The organism is Halomonas sp. TG39a (genome assembly GCF_000744395.1).
GTDB classification, from domain to species: Bacteria; Pseudomonadota; Gammaproteobacteria; order Pseudomonadales; family Halomonadaceae; genus Vreelandella; species Vreelandella ventosae_B.
In genome coordinates this window covers 781,539-796,879 of sequence record NZ_JQLV01000002.1, presented here as the reverse complement: position 1 = coordinate 796,879, position 15,341 = coordinate 781,539, and the positions used below count along the sequence as shown (strand labels likewise).

At 54.0% G+C, this 15,341-nt stretch carries 13 protein-coding genes; 10 read left to right on the top strand and 3 right to left on the bottom strand.

Translation table 11 applies throughout. The features are described 5' to 3' along the window. The first annotated feature begins 19 nt into the window (after positions 1 to 19). From U738_RS21800 to U738_RS21770, 7 genes are all read left to right on the top strand, one after another. The gene (locus U738_RS21800; RefSeq protein ID WP_035585393.1) at positions 20 to 580 is read left to right on the top strand and encodes a TRAP transporter small permease; all 561 of its coding nucleotides are present in this window, start codon (positions 20 to 22) and stop codon (positions 578 to 580) included. A 9-nt stretch (positions 581 to 589) separates the two neighbouring features. Beyond that, complete coding sequence (locus U738_RS21795; RefSeq protein WP_035585392.1) at positions 590 to 1,873, top strand: TRAP transporter large permease; 1,284 nt, start codon at positions 590 to 592, stop codon at positions 1,871 to 1,873. A 69-nt stretch (positions 1,874 to 1,942) separates the two neighbouring features. Beyond that, positions 1,943 to 2,749, top strand: a complete 807-nt coding sequence (locus tag U738_RS21790; protein ID WP_035585389.1) for an enoyl-CoA hydratase/isomerase family protein — start codon at positions 1,943 to 1,945, stop codon at positions 2,747 to 2,749. A 42-nt stretch (positions 2,750 to 2,791) separates the two neighbouring features. Further along, the gene (locus U738_RS21785) at positions 2,792 to 3,979 is read left to right on the top strand and encodes a CaiB/BaiF CoA transferase family protein (RefSeq protein WP_035585387.1); all 1,188 of its coding nucleotides are present in this window, start codon (positions 2,792 to 2,794) and stop codon (positions 3,977 to 3,979) included. 100 nt (positions 3,980 to 4,079) lie between these two features. Then, on the top strand, positions 4,080 to 5,291 hold the full coding sequence (locus tag U738_RS21780; protein ID WP_035585385.1) for a pyridoxal-phosphate-dependent aminotransferase family protein: 1,212 nt from the start codon (positions 4,080 to 4,082) through the stop codon (positions 5,289 to 5,291). Positions 5,292 to 5,309: 18 nt separating this feature from the next. Further along, entirely contained in the window at positions 5,310 to 8,312 is a 3,003-nt protein-coding gene (locus tag U738_RS21775; protein WP_035585384.1) for an FAD-binding and (Fe-S)-binding domain-containing protein, read from the top strand. A gap of 33 nt (positions 8,313 to 8,345) precedes the next feature. Beyond that, positions 8,346 to 8,870 carry a gamma carbonic anhydrase family protein gene (locus U738_RS21770; protein WP_035585382.1) on the top strand — a complete coding sequence of 175 codons (525 nt, stop codon included), beginning with the start codon at positions 8,346 to 8,348 and terminating at the stop codon, positions 8,868 to 8,870. Between the two features lie 106 nt (positions 8,871 to 8,976). Here U738_RS21770 and U738_RS21765 read toward each other — a convergent pair whose 3' ends face one another. Then, entirely contained in the window at positions 8,977 to 10,668 is a 1,692-nt protein-coding gene (locus U738_RS21765; protein WP_035585380.1) for an L-lactate permease, read from the bottom strand. Positions 10,669 to 11,055: 387 nt separating this feature from the next. On the opposite strand from U738_RS21765, the gene U738_RS21760 reads away from it, so the two are divergent. The 3 genes from U738_RS21760 (at position 11,056) to U738_RS21750 (ending at position 13,082) form a co-directional block, all read left to right on the top strand. Further along, positions 11,056 to 11,748 carry a glutathione S-transferase family protein gene (locus U738_RS21760; protein WP_035585378.1) on the top strand — a complete coding sequence of 231 codons (693 nt, stop codon included), beginning with the start codon at positions 11,056 to 11,058 and terminating at the stop codon, positions 11,746 to 11,748. Between the two features lie 103 nt (positions 11,749 to 11,851). Beyond that, entirely contained in the window at positions 11,852 to 12,541 is a 690-nt protein-coding gene (locus tag U738_RS21755; protein WP_035585376.1) for a glutathione binding-like protein, read from the top strand. A gap of 181 nt (positions 12,542 to 12,722) precedes the next feature. Continuing rightward, positions 12,723 to 13,082 carry a phasin family protein gene (locus U738_RS21750; RefSeq protein WP_035585375.1) on the top strand — a complete coding sequence of 120 codons (360 nt, stop codon included), beginning with the start codon at positions 12,723 to 12,725 and terminating at the stop codon, positions 13,080 to 13,082. Between the two features lie 75 nt (positions 13,083 to 13,157). Here U738_RS21750 and U738_RS21745 read toward each other — a convergent pair whose 3' ends face one another. Together U738_RS21745 and uraD are read right to left on the bottom strand one after the other, a co-directional pair. Continuing rightward, the gene (locus tag U738_RS21745; protein ID WP_035585373.1) at positions 13,158 to 14,525 is read right to left on the bottom strand and encodes a uracil-xanthine permease family protein; all 1,368 of its coding nucleotides are present in this window, start codon (positions 14,523 to 14,525) and stop codon (positions 13,158 to 13,160) included. A 152-nt stretch (positions 14,526 to 14,677) separates the two neighbouring features. Next, positions 14,678 to 15,214, bottom strand: coding sequence for a 2-oxo-4-hydroxy-4-carboxy-5-ureidoimidazoline decarboxylase (gene uraD, locus U738_RS21740; protein ID WP_035585371.1), 537 nt, complete (start codon positions 15,212 to 15,214; stop codon positions 14,678 to 14,680). Positions 15,215 to 15,341 lie beyond the last annotated feature (127 nt).

Sequence of the window (15,341 nt, the reverse complement as noted above, 5' to 3'; positions counted from 1 at the left end):
TCGTCTTTCGGAGGTCTCAATGAGTACTTTTACAAAGTTCAAGAACGCCTATTTCGCGTTTCTTGAAGGCATCGTGGTCTTTCTAGTGATTGCGCTTGCGGCTGTGGTCACCCTGGGCTTTGTGACCCGTTACCTGGGCTCGCCGCTAAGCTGGTATGACGAGCTCGCCGCTGCGCTGCTGGCCTGGGTGACCTACTACGGCACAGCATTAGCCGCCGCCAAGGGCGCGCACATCACCTGCCCAAGCGTGTTAAACATGTGTCCACCCTCTATTCGAGTGCCCATCGCGTTGTTAGCCGAAGCCATTACGATCGGTTTCTTCGTGTTTTTGGGGCTCGCCAGCTACCAAGTCATGTTGATTCTCGACGGCGTGGGTATGGTTAGTCTTCCAGGGGTGTCTATGCAACTGGTTCACTCAGCGATTCCCGTCGCCGCTGTGCTGTTCATCATTGCTGAACTGCTGCGGCTGCCTGACGTGATTAAAAGTGCTCGGGGCCGAGGCTTTATTGACCATGAGCTTGAAGAAGCAGGCATCGATGCGGAAGAAGTCGCCTCTGTCAGCACACATCAGCGAGGGTAAGTAGATACCATGGTCATACTGTACATATTTATAGCGCTGATTCTGCTCATTCTGATTAACGTGCCGGTCGCCGTTGCCTTGGCGCTGGTCGGCACTATTGCCACCTTTATGACATACGGCAACATGGCAATGCCCACGGTGGGCATGACCATGTTTGAGGGTGCGACCAACTTTCCGCTCATCGCAATACCGTTGTTTATTTTAGCCGGTGCCATTATGAACGCCTCGAGTATTTCGCGGCGCTTGATCGACCTAGCCATGGCAATGGTGGGATTCATCAAGGGTGGCTTGGCAATGGTGACCATCGGCGCTTCGGTTTTCTTCGCCGAAATCTCTGGGTCGGCAGTGGCGGGTGTATCGGCGATCGGCAGTATTCTGATTCCTGCCATGCGCAAGAAGGGCTACTCAAAAGAGTTTGCTGCTTCCATATCTTCATCCGCTGCGAGTCTGGCGATTATCCTACCGCCCTCTATCCCGATGATTCTTTACGCGGTGATGTCGGGTGAATCAGTTGTGCAGATGTTTGTGGCGGGTATTTTGCCAGGCTTATTGGGCGCGATGGGCTTAGCCGCGATGTGCTACTACTTAGCGCGCAAGAACAACTTCCCTTCTGAGGGGCGCTTCCGGGTTTCGCAACTTTGGTTAGCCTTTAAGGATGCGATCTGGGCGCTGCTGATTCCCGTCATCATCTTGGGCGGTATCTTTGGCGGCTTCGTTACCGCGACCGAAGGTGCGGCGCTGGCAGTGTGTGTGGCTATCTTTATCAGTGCAGTGGTTTATCGCGAATTCACTATCAGAAATTTCATCGATTCCTGTAAGAGTGCGGGTGTCCAAACGGCGGTGGTTATGCTGCTAGTGGCCGCGTCAGCAGTGGTGGGTGGCTATCTTACTGAAACCCGCGTGCCTCAAGAAATCGCGATGCAGATCAGCGAACTAACGAATAATAAATATCTGATCCTGGCACTTCTCAATGTCATCTTCTTGATATTAGGTATTTTTCTGCACTCTGCCGCCGCGATCATCCTGGTAGTGCCGATCGTTCTGCCGCTGGTATTGGAAGTCGGTATCGATCCGCTGCACTTTGGCCTGATTGTGACGCTGAACTTAGCTATTGGTCAGCAAACGCCGCCGGTGGCCAGCGTGCTCATCGCATCTTGCTCAATCGCCAAGTCAGATGTGTGGGCAACGTCCAAAACCAACCTGTGGTTTATCGCCGTTCTGTTCGCCGTGTTGATGATTAACACCTATATCCCAGCGTTTGCGCTGGCATTAGTGAACTTTGTATATGGCTAAACACGCGAGATGTTGGCGTGCTATGACGGGCGGTAACGCCCGGCATCGCTTGCCATACAGGAGAAGCTGATGAGCAACACAAACGAACGACAACTCGTTGACAGCGTCACGTTTGCCATTCGCCATGGGGTGGCTTGGATTGGCTTCAATCGTCCCCAGAGCCGCAATGCCATGACCTGGGAGATGTACGACGCCCTGGAAAAGCACTGCGATCAGTTGGCAGAGGACGACGCTATATACGCCGTTGTATTGCACGGGGTAGGCGGTGAAGCCTTTGTGGCGGGCACTGATATCAGTCAATTTTCAGACTTTACCAAGCCTGAAGACGCGATTGGCTACGAGCGACGTATTGACCGTGTTGTGGGCAAACTCGAAACCTTTCCCAAGCCTACCCTGGCGCTGATCGAAGGTGCCTGCGTGGGCGGCGGTGCGGCGCTGGCGCTGGTGTGCGATTTTCGCTACGCCACGCCAACGATGAAGTTTGGCGTGCCGATTGCCAAAACGCTGGGTAATACGCTCTCGATTAACAATGTCTCCCGGATGGTCGACATGCTCGGCATAGCGCGCACTAAAGAGGCGCTGATGATGGCGCGGCTGTTTAGCGCTGATGAAGCCCTCGCTGCTGGTCTGGTTAATCAGTTATTCGACGCTGAGGCGATTTACGCCGAAGTGGCCGCACTGGCTGAAGCTTTTGCTAAGCGCGCACCACTAACGCTTCAAGCCAGTAAAGCATTGATTGGCCGTGTTCAAGAGCAACGTCGACTCACCGCAGAGGCTAGCGACGACTGGGTTACCACCTGCTATATGAGCCGGGATTTTGCCGCGGCGGTGGATAAATTCGTCAATAAAACGCCGTTTGAGTGGTCAGGCCACTAGCCCCGAAACAGAGTGCAAATCTACTAATTGGGAGGAAAGCCGATGCTTCCCCTACAAGACATAAAAGTGTTGGACGTGTCACAAATTATGGCTGGCCCTTACTGCACCATGGTGCTGGCGGATATGGGCGCTGAGGTGATTAAAGTAGAGAAGCTCAATGGTGGTGACGACAGCCGCCAAATGGGGCCTTACGTAAATGGTGAATCGACCTGCTTTTCGCAAATTAACCGTAACAAAAAGAGCATATCGCTCAATCTTAAAGACGAGCGGGCACGGCAGATTTTCTATCGTTTAGCCGCTGATGCCGATGTGATTGTGGAGAACTATCGCCCTGGCGTGACCAAATCGCTGGAGATCGACTACGAGACCATCAAAGCAATCAACCCTGGCATCGTTTACTGCTCTATTTCAGGCTATGGCCAAACCGGGCCCTATAGCCATAAAGGGGGTTTTGATTTAGTGGCGCAAGGCATGACAGGGTTGATGTCGATGACCGGGGAGGAGGGTAAGCGACCGCTGAAAACCGGTATCGCGGTTTACGATATTGGCGGTGGCTTAACCGCGGTCTATTCGATTCTGGCGGCGTGCATCCACAAGATGAAAACCGGCGCCGGGCAGCATATCGATATCGCCATTACCGAATGCGGCCTGCCCTGGTTTACCTGGGAAGCGGCGGCCTATTTTTCCGAAGGCACCGTGCCTGGGCCGACGGGCTGGCGCCACCGTGTTTCCGCTCCTTATCAAGCAGTCAAAGCAAGCGATGGTTTTTTGATGCTCGGCTGTGCCAACCAGCGCACCTGGGAGCGCTTCTGTCAGGATGTACTAAAGCGCGAAGAGCTTATGCAAGACCCACGCTTTATCACTAACCAAGACCGTGGCCGGAACGTTGAGGCGCTGGAAGCACTGCTCGAAGAGTTAATGGCCGATAAAAGCGTCGACGAGTGGCTAACGCTCTGTGATACCGCTGGTGTGCCTGCCGGCCCAATCAACGACTTCGCTCAGGCAATGCAGGATGAGCACTATTTAGCGCGGGGCATGGTGCAGGAGATGGAACATCCTGTGATGGGCAAAATGAAAACCATTGGTTTTCCCAGCAAGTTTTCGGCAACGCCCTCGCAGATTCGCAGTCCCGCACCGCTGTTTGCCCAGCATACCGATGAAGTGCTCGACAGTTTAGGGTTCTCAGGCGATGAACTTGATGCCTTACGTGCCGAAGGATGCATCAAATAGCGCTTTTTTAGTACGCATAATTGCATTCATTATACATTTTAAGTAACGCTAACCGGCAGTGCTAACACCTAGCCGTACAACAACAAACAGGAAAGCCACTATGTTAAAGCTTAATTTTCACCCATCCGGCCGTCACTTTTTGCAAATCCCTGGCCCATCGCCGGTGCCAGACCGCATCTTGCGGGCCATGAGCCTACCCACTATTGATCACCGCGGGCCGGAGTTTGGCGCTCTCGGGCTTGAACTATTGAACAAGATTCAAAAAATCTTCAAAACCGAGAGCCCGGTGATTATCTACCCGGCCTCAGGCACCGGGGCTTGGGAAGCGGCACTAGCCAATACCATGTCGCCTGGTGACCGTGTATTGATGTTCGAGACCGGGCACTTCGCCACGCTGTGGCACAAAATGGCCCTGCGTTTGGACGTGCAGCCCGAGTTTTTGGGTTTACCGGGCTATGAAGGCTGGCGCCACGGTGTTCAGGCCGACATGATCGAAGCGCGCCTGAAAGAGGACACCAACCACGAGCTTAAAGCGGTCTGTGTGGTGCATAACGAAACCTCTACTGGCGTAACCAGCGATATTGCCGCTGTCCGTAAAGCTATCGATGCCGCTGACCATCCAGCATTATTGATTGTTGATACCATTTCCGGCTTGGCCAGCGCTGACTACCGCCATGATGAATGGGGTGTTGATGTCACTGTATCTGGCTCCCAAAAGGGCTTAATGCTGCCACCGGGTATTAGTTTTAACGCGCTCTCTCCTAAAGCCATTGAGGTCAGCAAACAGGCAAAACTGCCTAAAAGCTTCTGGGCCTGGGATGAAATTCTAGAGGCTAACAAGAACGGCTACTGGCCCTACACGCCCAGCACCAACCTGCTTTACGGTCTCAATGAAGCGCTGGATATGCTGCTGGATGAAGGTATGGAGCAGGTGTTGGCCCGCCATCAGCGCTGGGCCGCTGGGGTGCGTGCGGCGGTTGAGGCGTGGGGTTTAGAGATTCAATGTCTAGATCCGTCAGTTTACTCGCCGGTACTGACGGGTGTGGTAATGCCAGAGGGTGTCGATGCGGATGCGGTACGCAAGATTATCTATGAGCGTTTTGACCTTTCACTGGGAATGGGGCTGGGCAAGGCCAAAGGCAAGATGTTCCGGATCGGCCATTTGGGCGACTGCAACGATTTAACGCTGATTGCCACGCTGGGAGGCTGTGAAGCGGGTATGAAGCTGTCGGGCGTTAACCTTAAAGGCAGTGGTGTAACGGCTGCCTTGGACTACTTTGCTGCCAACCCGCTTAACGCAGGCAAGCGCTAAACGACGGGGGAGAGCCATATGACGTCTCTGACGAACCAATACCCGTCCCGTGATGCCAAGATTAAACCGCTCGGCGAACTAGCCGAGCGGTTATCCCGGGAGATGGCCGGAGAGGTGCTGTTTGACCGGGCAACTCGGGGGCGCTATTCAACCGACGCTTCGATTTATCAGGTGACGCCGGTAGGTGTGATCATCCCGCGCCACCAGGAAGATCTGAAAATTGCCCTGGATATTGCCCGTGATGCCAAGGTGCCGATTTTGGCTCGGGGCGCGGGTACCAGCCAGTGTGGCCAAACCGTTGGTGAGGCGCTGGTGATCGACACCACCCGCTGGCTTAACGAGATCGTTGAGTTCGACGCCGAGGCGCGCACCGTGGTGGTCGAGCCAGGAGTGGTGCTTGATCACCTAAACGCTTGGCTTAAACCCCATGGGCTCTGGTACCCGGTGGATGTGTCCACCAGCGCCCAGTGCACCATCGGCGGCATGGCGGGGAATAATTCTTGCGGGTCGCGTTCGATTTATTACGGCAATATGGTGCACAACGTGCTGGGCGTGGAAGCGCTACTGGCTGACGGCAGTGCGGCGAGTTTTGGTTTCGTTGACCGCTTCGCGGAAGGCTCTCAAGAGCAGCGCCTTGCCCAACAGGTGAAAGCGATTGCTGAGCGGGTAGGCCCGGAAATTCGCGATCACTTTCCTAAAGTGTTACGCCGGGTCGGTGGCTACAACCTGGATCTGTTCGATTGCCAGAACCCGATGCCTTACGACCCAGATAGTCGCGCTAACCTAGCTCACCTGCTGGTGGGCTCGGAAGGTACGCTAGGGGTGAGCCAGCGTATTAAACTCAGGCTTTCACCTTTACCCGAGCAAAAAGTGCTGGGCGTGGTGAACTTCCCGACTTTTTATCAAGCGATGGACTTCACCCAACATATCGTCAAGCTCGGCCCTACGGCGGTGGAGCTGGTTGACCGCACCATGATTGAACTGTCGCTGGAGAACCCGGCGTTCCGCCCAGTGATTGAGAAGGCGCTAATTGGCAAACCGGAAGCCATTCTGCTGGTGGAGTTTGCGGGTCAAGATCACGCTAAACAGCTAGAAGCGCTTCGCGGGCTAAACGAGCTAATGGGCGATTTAGGCCTGCCGGGCAGCGTGGTGGATATGCCAGAGGCCGCCGAGCAGAAAGCGCTATGGAACGTGCGCAAAGCCGGGCTCAACATCATGATGAGTATGAAGGGCGACGGTAAGCCAGTCTCCTTTATTGAAGACTGTGCGGTGCCGCTAGAGCACCTTGCCGAGTACACCAGCAAGCTCACTGATGTGTTTAACCGTTACGGCACCGAGGGCACCTGGTACGCCCACGCCGGTGTTGGCACGCTGCACGTTCGGCCGATTCTGGATATGCGCCGAGACGGTGCTGAAAAAATGCGTGAAATCGCCGAGCTAGCCTCTTCGTTAGTGCGCGAATATAAAGGCGCATACTCCGGCGAGCATGGTGACGGTATCTGCCGCGGCGAGTGGGTGGCGTGGCAGTTTGGCGAAACGGTCAACAACGCCTTCCGTGAAATTAAGCAGCTGTTTGACCCTAATAATCTGTTCAACCCCGGCAAAATCGTCGATACCCCTAAGATGGATGACGAACGTTATTTTCGTTTTCCAAAAAGCTACACCACTATCCCGCTTACCCCGGTGTTTGACTGGTCCGCCTGGAACGTAAAACGCGACCCGCTTACTGGCGAACAAACGCCGCCAGGCTCCGGCGGCGATGCCACCCATGGCTTGGCCATGGCGGTGGAAATGTGCAACAACAACGGCCACTGCCGCAAGTTTGATGCAGGCACCATGTGCCCGAGTTTTCGTATCACCAAGGACGAGCAGCACCTAACCCGCGGTCGCGCTAACACTTTGCGATTAGTGCTCTCAGGGCAGTTGGGTGAGGAGGGGCTGGCTAGTGACGATGTGAAAGAGGCGCTGGATCTCTGCGTATCGTGCAAAGGCTGTAAGCGTGACTGCCCTACCGGCGTAGATATGGCCAAGTTTAAGATAGAGGCCCGTACCGCCCGCGCTCGCGTCAATGGGATCTCTTTGCGTGACCGCATGGTCGGCGAAATGCCACGCTATGCACCCTGGGCTAGCAAATTTTCGCGGCTGGTCAATAGCGTTGAGCGTATGCCGTTTCTGGCTAGGCAGATCAAGCAGGCGTTAAGGCTGGCACCGCAACGTTCACTGCCGGTGTTTAACGGTAACTTCCTGGCCAGTGCCGAGGCGTCTAAGCAACCGGCTGCGGCAGAGCGCGAAGTGCTGCTGTTTGTGGATACCTTCAATAACTATATGGAAGGTGATAACGCCAAAGCGGCCAAGCGGGTGCTGGAAGCAGCGGGCTATCGTGTACATCTCAATGTGACCAAGGGGCAGCGGCCGCTCTGCTGTGGGCGTACTTATCTGTCATCGGGCCAGTTCGATAAAGCCAAGGCGGAAGCCAAGCGTACCCTGGAGCACCTGATGCCATTTGTGGAGCGTGGTGTGGCGGTGGTGGGTTTAGAACCTTCCTGTTTGCTCAGCATGCGCGATGAATTCCTGCAGTATGGCTTTGGCGACGAAGCGAAAGCGTTGTCAGCATCCGCCTATCTGTTTGAAGAGTTTTTGGTTAAAGCGCGTGCCGAGGACCAACTTCCCCTTAAGCTCAAGTCGCTGCACTACGAGCGGGCGATGCTGCATGGGCACTGCCATCAAAAAGCGTTTGATGCGCTGCGCCCCGTTGAGCAGGTGCTGGGCTGGATTCCGGAACTGAAGGTCGAGACCATTGAGTCTTCCTGCTGTGGAATGGCGGGCAGCTTCGGCTATGAAGCAGAGCACTATGAAGCGTCTCAAAAGATGGCTGAGCTATCGTTATTGCCTGCGATCCGTAAGGCGGATGCAAATGCGGTCATGGTTGCTGATGGCACTAGCTGTCGCCATCAGATTCACGATGGCAGTGGCCGCGAAGCGATTCACGTTGCTCGATTGCTGGAACAAGCACTAGCCTGAGGTTAGAGTCAAACCAAAAATAAGGAGATTAATGTGGCCATTTACCAATACGGCGAGCATCAGCCAGATATCCATGACGATGTCTATATTGCCGAAACCGCGGATGTTATCGGCCAGGTAACGTTAAAGGCACGCGCAAGCGTGTGGTATCAGGCCGTTTTACGCGGAGATACCGATCACTTGGAAATTGGTGAAGAGAGCAATATCCAGGATGGCGCAGTGCTTCACGCTGACCCCGGTTTTCCCCTAAAAGTAGGGCGGGGCGTCACGGTCGGCCATCAGGCGATGCTGCATGGCTGCACCGTTGGCGATGGCTGCTTAATCGGTATTCAAGCGGTAGTACTTAACGGCGCCGTGATCGGCGAAAACAGCTTGGTGGGCGCGGGTGCTTTTATTAAGGAGGGCGCCGAGTTTCCAGCTAACTCACTGATTGTTGGCTCGCCTGCGCGTGTTGTGAGGGAGCTGTCCGCGGAAGCGGTGGCGGGTTTGAAGCAGAACGCCCAAAGCTACGTAGAGCGCGGCAAGCTCCACAGCCAAGGGTTAAAGCGCATCGGCTAACGCGGTAAACCATCAATACATAGGGCTTGAACGTCGCGCTAAAACAGCAAACCCCCAGGCTAAGCCTGGGGGTTTGCGTTTGAACACCTGCGAGTAAGTTTTAGGGCTACATCAATGGATCCGTTACGCCAATCACGTAGAACGCAATTAGCGCGATGATGCCAGTAAAGATGAGGTAGTAGAGGGTGGGCAGAATCGTCTTACGCAGCGTGGCGCCTTCACGGCCTAACAGCCCGACCGTTGCTGACGCCGCGACCACGTTATGAATGGCAATCATATTACCTGCCGCCGCACCCACGGCCTGCAGCGCTACCATCATGGCCGTAGAGAGGCCCAGGGTTTCAGCAACACTAAACTGGAATTCCGCCAGCATTAGATTGGATACCGTGTTGGAACCTGCAATAAAGGCGCCCAGCGCCCCTACCGCTGGAGCAAAGAAGGGGTAAATGCCGCCTACGCTACTGGCTACCGCCTGGGCCATCATCACCGGCATTGAGACAAGATCCGCGCCATTAACACCAGAGTTGATCAAGATGCGCACCATCGGCACGGTAAAGATCAACACGAAGCCCGCACCAAAAATCGTTTTGGTTGATTCAGACACCGCTGCGCTCATCTTTTGCGGGTTCATGCGGTGTAGGAAGTAAGTGACGATGACCACGGCAATAATAATGCCGCCCGGCAGGTAGAGCGGCTGAACACCACCGCTGACACCCGCTTCGCCAAGAATATTGCTCCAACTAAGATTAATTGAGGTTAGAGCGTTACGCAGCGGCTCGATAGTACGAGAGGCCACCAAGAACAGAGCGAGCAACACATAGGGTACCCAGCCTTTAAAGGTGGACATCGGCGCTCTGCCGACAACGTCATCAAGTTTGATCTGCAGGTTGCCGATCCACTCGTCTGGCCAAGAGGAAGACTCGGGGAAGTCCCAGGTGTCTTTAGGCAGCAGGAAACCACGTTTGGCGGCAGGTACTACAATCGCCAAGCCGACCATGGCGCCGATCATTGACGGGAACTCAGGGCCCAGTAGCACGCCTACCAGCATGTAAGGCACTACGAAGCAGATGCCGGTAAAGATGGCGAAAGGGGTAATCGACAGTCCCTCTTTCCACGATTTGTTAGCGCCAAAGAAGCGCACCATCACGGTGACCAAAATCAGCGGCATTAAAATACCCACGATACCGTGAGTAATCGCCACTTCGCTGGTCACAAGCTGGAAGAAGACATCCCAGCTAGAGCCTACCGAGTCGAGTTCGGCGCTAATACCTGCACGGTCCAGGCCGCTACCTACACCGACCACAATAGGCGTGCCTACTGCACCGAAGGAAACCGGCGTTGATTGAATCATCATACCCACGACCACCGCTGCCAGCGCAGGGAAGCCAAGAGCGACCATCAGTGGTGCGGCAACTGCCGCTGGCGTACCGAAGCCTGAAGCGCCTTCGATAAAGCAGCCGAACAGCCAAGCAACGATCAACGCCTGTACGCGGCGGTCAGGGCTAATGCCTGAAAAACCGTTACGGATAGCGGTAATGCCGCCGGAGTGCTTAAGGGTGTTAAGCAGCAGGATGGCGCCAAAGATGATCCACAAAAGACCAGCGGTCTGAATCAAGCCTTGAATAGTCGATGCCGCCACGCGGCTAAACGACATATCCCAAGCGGTTAAGCCAATAATGGCGGCGGTCAGAAAGACAATCGGCATCGCTATCTTGGCAGGTATTTTAAACCCGATGAGCAAAATACCGGCCAGCAACAGCGGCAGAAAGGCCAGAAGTGCAAGTATCGTTTCATTCATGGGAGGAACTGCCCCTTGTTATTGATTTGGTATGCTCCGCAATAACCGTCTGGCCGTTGTGGTGCCAGTCGGGTGTAGGTGAAAGATACGTTTAGGCTAACAAGATGACTACATTGGAAAATTGGTCTTACCAGTGCAACGCTTGTTTGGAATGCTGTTTTACGTTCTGTTTTTTAATATATAACATTGTTTTAATTGATTTTTTAGGGTTTTTCCGAGAGAGGTAGTCTAGCTGCTTCATTAGACTAATAGACAGTACAGTTACCCGCCATAAGATAAGTACAGCGCAAGCGAATCACATCGCTTGCGTCACAGGTAGCTTGCGCTCATTGTTATCGGCGTAAGTACCTATTACCAACAATGATCGACCACAAGGAGTTTAATACCGTGGCTATTACCCTCTATGATTTGTGTGGCCGCGATGAACGGCTTCGCTTTTCACCTTATTGCTGGCGCGTGCGTATGGCGCTTGCCCATAAAGGTCTGGAATACACCACCGTGGCATGGCGATTCCTCGATAAGGAAGCGCTGGCGTTTGCTGACTACGACAAAGTGCCGGTGCTTTGCGACGGCGAACAGGTGGTTACCGACAGCTTCGAGATCCTGAGCTATTTGGACAAGGCGTACCCCGAAGCACCCGTATTGGGCGAAGGCGTCAGCTATCAACGGGTATTACTGTTCAAATACTTCGTTGAGCGCAGCGTGAACCCGGCGCTTTTCCGCATTATTGCGATGGATTTATTCGCGGCCGTGCACCCAGACGACCGCGCCTATTTCCGTGAAACCCGTGAGGCGCGGTTTGGTTGCACGCTTGAAGAGTTCCACCAGCCCGAGCAGGGTAAGCAGCAGCTTAAACAGGTGCTGGCGCCAGTGCGTGATTTACTGCGTGACAGTCGCTTTTTAGACGGTGATTCCCCCAGCGGCTCAGATTACCTGCTGTTCGGGAGTATGATGTGGGTGCACGTTGTATCAACTCAGGCCGTCGTTGAGCCCGGCGACCCGGTAGATGAGTGGTTTAAACGTATGTTGAGCGTGCACGATGGTGCTGCAAGCAGTGCGCTGACTGTTCGCGATGTATAGTGTTAGTCGTACATATTGGCGGCACAGCGATGTGCCGCCTGAGGTAATGAGAAAACATTGATAGGCTCACGAGTGAATCAACGTTTTCCTAAAGGAGATGGCAATGATTGACCTGTACTACTGGACAACCCCCAACGGCCATAAAATCTCCCTTATGCTCGAAGAAGCCAACCTGGCGTACCGAGTGAAGCCGGTTAACATTGGCCGAGGCGAACAGTTTGATCCTGAATTTCTTACTATTGCCCCCAATAACCGTATTCCTGCCATTGTCGATCACTCCCCCCAGGATGGCGGCCAGCCGCTGTCGATGTTTGAGTCGGGTGCGATCCTAGAGTATCTCGCTGATAAGAGCGGGCTCTTTTTGCCTTCAGCCGGGCGCGAACGCTATATCGTATTGCAGTGGCTGCACTGGCAAATGGGCGGGTTAGGCCCAATGGCAGGCCAAAATCACCACTTCTGCCACTACGCGCCGCAAAAAATTGACTACGCCATTGAGCGCTACGTGCGCGAAACCAATCGGCTTTACAGCGTGTTGGATCAGCGCTTGGCCCATCACACCTATGTGGGTGGCGATGACTATTCGATTGCCGATATGGCGATCTATCCCTGGATTGTACCTTGGGAAAAACAGCGTCAAACGTTAGAAGAGTTTCCGGACTTGGAGCGCTGGTTCGATATGATCAAAGCACGCCCAGCCGTGCGTCGTGCCTACGCTTTGGTCGAAGACGTTAATCCTCAGGCGGGCGTAGAAATGGATGAGCAGGCGCGTAAGCACTTGTTCGGTAACCGCTAGTAGCAAGGCGGCTGTCGGCCATTCTAACGGTCAGTGAGTGAGCATGCGCAGGATGAGGAAAAATCATGTTGCGCTGCACAAAAAGCACTGCTAGCTTTAAGCCAGCAGAGGCAAAAGCCTGACGTAAGAACCGCCTAACCGAGGCGTGTTTATGTGCTAGCTCACTCTTGGAGGTATTACGATGAATAAAGCAACGACTGATAAAACCAAGCAACAGTTTGAGTCTGTTTTTGTTTCACCGATGCGTTCTTACACACTGACTGCGCTTGATTATTATGACCAGTTGTTCAGTGCTCAGTTGGATGCTGCCCGTGCCTACTCGGACATGGCGATTACACAAGCGCGTACTTGGCTTGACGTCAAAGACCCAGACAGCTTCAAAAAAGCCATGGAAAGCCAGCAAAAAACCGCGAGTGATTTTATGGAGCGGATGAAGGGAGACACGGAAAAAGTCACCTCCATCAGCAAAAGCTTTGCGGAAGATAGCCAGAAGCAAGTAGAAGAGACCACTAAGAAAGCGGTAGAGACTGCCAAGCAGTAATTGAAAAAGCAGTAATCGAAAGTAACACCGCTTAACAACGCCGCGCCCGATAGGGTGCGGCGTTTTGCTTGAAAGCTATTGTTGACGAGAATCAGCTTCAGCCTTCGCCAATTTAGCACGCCTATCTGGCTTGCCCGGCAAGATGGCATCCAACAGAAGCGCGGCGAGTGCCGCAGGCACCAAGCCTGATTTAAGCAACAGACCCAGCTGCCCTGGCATGGTGTCAGAAATCGCCTCAACGGCGGGTAGGCCGATACCCAAGCTTAGGGAGACGGCAATGATCAGCATATTGCGCTGATCCAGCTCGCACTCTTTGATGATTTTGAGGCCCGCTGAGGCGATCATGCCGAACATCACCACACCCGCACCACCCAGTACCGCAGGTGGCATGGCCGCCACTAGCCCGCCCAGCTTGGGGAATAGACCCATGGCGATTAATAGCAACCCGCCAATGGTGACTACGTGGCGGCTAACTACGCCGGTGAGGGTAATCAGGCCGACATTCTGGGCGTAAGCGGTGTTGGGCAGTGTATTGAAAACGGCGGCAAAGGACGTTGCTACGCCATCGGCCATCACGCCGCCGGAAAGCTCGCGGTCTTTAGCAGGGCGGCCAGCCCCTGTGGTGGTAATTGCAGAGATATTACCGATCGTCTCTAAGCCAACCACAAACATAATCAGCGTCATACCGACGATCGCGGTGCCAGAGAACGTCATGCCGTACTCCAGTGGCTTGGGGAGCGCAAACCAGGCAGCATTGCTCAGTGAGGTGAAATCAACCTTGCCTAGGGCAATAGCGACCAGGTAACCGGCCATTAAGCCAAACAGAATCGAGGAGGCTTTAATAAAGCCCCGCCCATATTGGTGAACAGCAATCGTAATACTGAGTACAAAGAGCGCCAGCGTGAGGTTGCCGGGGGATGCAAAGTCATCCGCGCCCACCCCGCCAGCGGCGTAATTAAGGCCCACTGGCATCAGCGTAATACCGATCAGTAGCACCACAATCCCGGTGACCACTGGGGAGAACCAGTGACGAATCTTCTTTAAAAAAGCCCCCAGTACAATTTGCAGCAAACCCGCCACAAATGAGGCGCCCAGAACGGCGGGTAAGCCAAACGCCTTCGCCAGTGGCAGCGCCACTGGTAAAAAACCAAAGCTGGTGCCCTGTACAATTGGTAAGCGTGCGCCAAAGGGGCCGATACCGATGGTTTGTACCAACGTGGACACCCCCGCGACAAACAGCGCTACCTGAATTAAAAAGATCTGCTCCGCTGGATTGGCGCCGATGACGCCCGCAATAATAATCGGTGGCGTAACGTTGCCCGCGAACATGGCCATAATGTGCTGAAGGCCAAGCGGAATCGCTTTTGATAACGGCGGCATCGCATCGGGGTTTTGATTAATGGTACGCGAAGGCCGCGTTTGGGCATCGGGCGGAGTCGACATAAAAAGCCTTTATTCGCAGTGGGTGGCATTGTTTTCTTCTTGCATCCATTAACTAATAAAAGTGTATACAAGAAACAATTGCAATAGCCCGTTTGGCGAATAGTCTTCAACGCTTGTCGATTTAACCCCGCCCTTTAGCTGTACCCAATGATTTATTGCTCGGCGCGCGCCCTCAAACGAAAGCGTGCAATGCGAATAATTTGTTGAATGGCCGTTTGCCGCTCGGTTACTGCGTCGTTGTTCAGGCGCTCCTCAAAAGCAGCTAATATGGCATGGCGATCCAGCCCTTTAACGGCAATTACAAAGGGAAAACCAAATTTCTTCTTATACGCCGCGTTAAGCGCCTCAAAGCGCGAAAATTCTTCAGGACTGCACTGATCAAGCCCTGCGCCTGCCTGTTCGCTGGTCGAATCCTGGGTTAATTCACCGGCAAGAGCGGCTTTGCCGGCTAGATCCGGGTGCGCTTGGATCACCTTGATTTGCTGTTCACTGCTCGCCTGCTGCAACATAAGCCCCATCAGTTCGGCCAGCGCGTCCGGGGTATCATGGACTTCAGTCAAGCCTTGCTGCCAAGCGGATTCGGCTACCCAGGGCGAGTGCTCATAAACGTCCCCATAGTGATGGGTCATCATTTCCAGGCTGCACTGGCTGGGCGCGGGTGAAAGCAGTAACGGATTAGATGTGGGCACTGGCACTCTCCAAAGCGGGAAATTTTAATGCGACAAATGTTCAAAACGTGCAGGGATGGAATTACTGTATACAATAAATAGCAGTAACGGTACTCTTTGACCAGTAGGTCAAGTCGTGCAAACAACG

Excerpts from the sequence above, each read along its gene's own strand:
- U738_RS21800 (WP_035585393.1), top strand. The coding sequence starts at position 20 with ATGAGTACTTTTACAAAGTTCAAGAACGCCTATTTCGCGTTTCTTGAA.
- U738_RS21795 (WP_035585392.1), top strand. The coding sequence starts at position 590 with ATGGTCATACTGTACATATTTATAGCGCTGATTCTGCTCATTCTGATT.
- U738_RS21790 (WP_035585389.1), top strand. The coding sequence starts at position 1,943 with ATGAGCAACACAAACGAACGACAACTCGTTGACAGCGTCACGTTTGCC.
- U738_RS21785 (WP_035585387.1), top strand. The coding sequence starts at position 2,792 with ATGCTTCCCCTACAAGACATAAAAGTGTTGGACGTGTCACAAATTATG.
- U738_RS21780 (WP_035585385.1), top strand. The coding sequence starts at position 4,080 with ATGTTAAAGCTTAATTTTCACCCATCCGGCCGTCACTTTTTGCAAATC.
- U738_RS21775 (WP_035585384.1), top strand. The coding sequence starts at position 5,310 with ATGACGTCTCTGACGAACCAATACCCGTCCCGTGATGCCAAGATTAAA.
- U738_RS21765 (WP_035585380.1), bottom strand. The coding sequence starts at position 10,668 with ATGAATGAAACGATACTTGCACTTCTGGCCTTTCTGCCGCTGTTGCTG.
- U738_RS21755 (WP_035585376.1), top strand. The coding sequence starts at position 11,852 with ATGATTGACCTGTACTACTGGACAACCCCCAACGGCCATAAAATCTCC.
- U738_RS21750 (WP_035585375.1), top strand. The coding sequence starts at position 12,723 with ATGAATAAAGCAACGACTGATAAAACCAAGCAACAGTTTGAGTCTGTT.
- U738_RS21745 (WP_035585373.1), bottom strand. The coding sequence starts at position 14,525 with ATGTCGACTCCGCCCGATGCCCAAACGCGGCCTTCGCGTACCATTAAT.